1 protein-coding gene and 1 pseudogene are annotated in these 1,375 nt (G+C 71.6%); both read right to left on the minus strand.

The window, feature by feature from the left end:
* A partial coding sequence (locus A3IG_RS0104305; protein WP_018382311.1) for a sensor histidine kinase occupies positions 1 to 812 on the minus strand: 812 nt, incomplete at its 3' end.
* A 245-nt stretch (positions 813 to 1,057) separates the two neighbouring features.
* Positions 1,058 to 1,375: pseudogene (locus A3IG_RS0104310) on the minus strand (ATP-binding protein); the annotation flags it as partial.

The raw sequence follows: 1,375 nt of genomic DNA on the forward strand, positions 1-1,375 counted from the left end.
CCGAGGTCCATGGCCAGGGCGACGAGGCGGGCCTGGGCGCCGTCGTGCAGGTCCCGTTCGATGCGCCGCAGGTCAGCCGCCGCCGTGTCCACCACAGTCCCCCGGTCGGACTCCAGTTCCTGGACCCGTTCGGCCAACGCCGACGGGGACAGCAGCCCGCGGACCAGGGCCCGGTCCACGGTGGCCAGGCCGTGCGCCATCCAGGGGGTGGCCATCCAGATCAGCAGGCCGACGACGGTGGTGCCGACGATCTCCACGGCGGTGTCCAGGTACCAGTTGTTCCCCTCGCCGTCGCCGAAGACCTGCATCCCGGGCTGGTCGAGGTAGCGCGGGTAGGTCCACTGCCACAGCGGATAGGTCAGCATCGACCAGCCGAGGCTCCAGAACACGACCGTCATGGTGAAGGTGAAGATCCCCCAGGGCAGCATGATCAGCGTGTAGATCACGTGCCGCCAGGAGGTACCGCTGCGGAACAGCGCGACGAACCAACCCAGGAGGCCGGGCTTCTTCTGGCCGGCCCGGCCGGGGCCCGGCACGTCCTCGTGGAGCAGCGCCCTGGCCCTGGCCCGCTCCACCACGCCGATCCCGCGACAGCCGGCCAGGGCCAGGGCGAGCACCGGAACCCCGAGGAAGGTGATCAGCAGCCCGACCCCGAGGGACAGCATGGTGACCGTGTAGACGAAGGTGGCGATGCCGATGGGCAGGTTCAGCAGGAGGTACAGGTACTCCCGCCAGGCCCGTCCCTGCAGGGGGGCCCGCAGCGCGAGGGGGGCCAGGTGCCTTCGCGGGGCTTGCCGGTATGGGGTTGCCATGACGTCATCCTTGTCCGGTGTCGCTGCCTCCTGGCCTGGCGGCCGTTCGGCATCCATCTCGACTCTGTGCCCAGCCTCCCGGAACCGCCCCTCGCGGCCCATGGTGGAGGTCGGCGTCTTGGGGAGGGGGATAACCCCACCCCCCGGGGAGCCGGGGCCGCGCGCGTGATCGGGTGGCCCGACCGGGCCCGCAGCCGCGGGGCACCTGGGCGCCGGGTCTCCCCGGGGGACGGTCCGTCGGCCGGTCAGCGGTGGCCGGCGGACCGGCCGGTGGTCGCCGGCTCGCGGTTCCGCCACGGCAGTTCCGCGGTGATGCTGGTGGGTCCGCCGACCGGACTGTCCACCACGAAGAGGCCGTCGACGGCCCGGATGCGGTCGGCGAGGCCGTCGAGTCCGCTGCCCTTGCCGAGTTCCGCGCCGCCCTGCCCGTCGTCCCGCACCTGGATCAGGATCCGGTCGTCGGATCGCCACGCGTCGACTGATGCTGATGTTGCGTGGCTGTGTTTGCTGATGTTGGTGAGGAGTTCGGCGACGGTGAAGTAGGCGATGCCTTCGATGGCGGG

The sequence above is a fragment of the Wenjunlia vitaminophila DSM 41686 genome (assembly GCF_000380165.1).
GTDB classification, from domain to species: Bacteria; Actinomycetota; Actinomycetes; order Streptomycetales; family Streptomycetaceae; genus Wenjunlia; species Wenjunlia vitaminophila.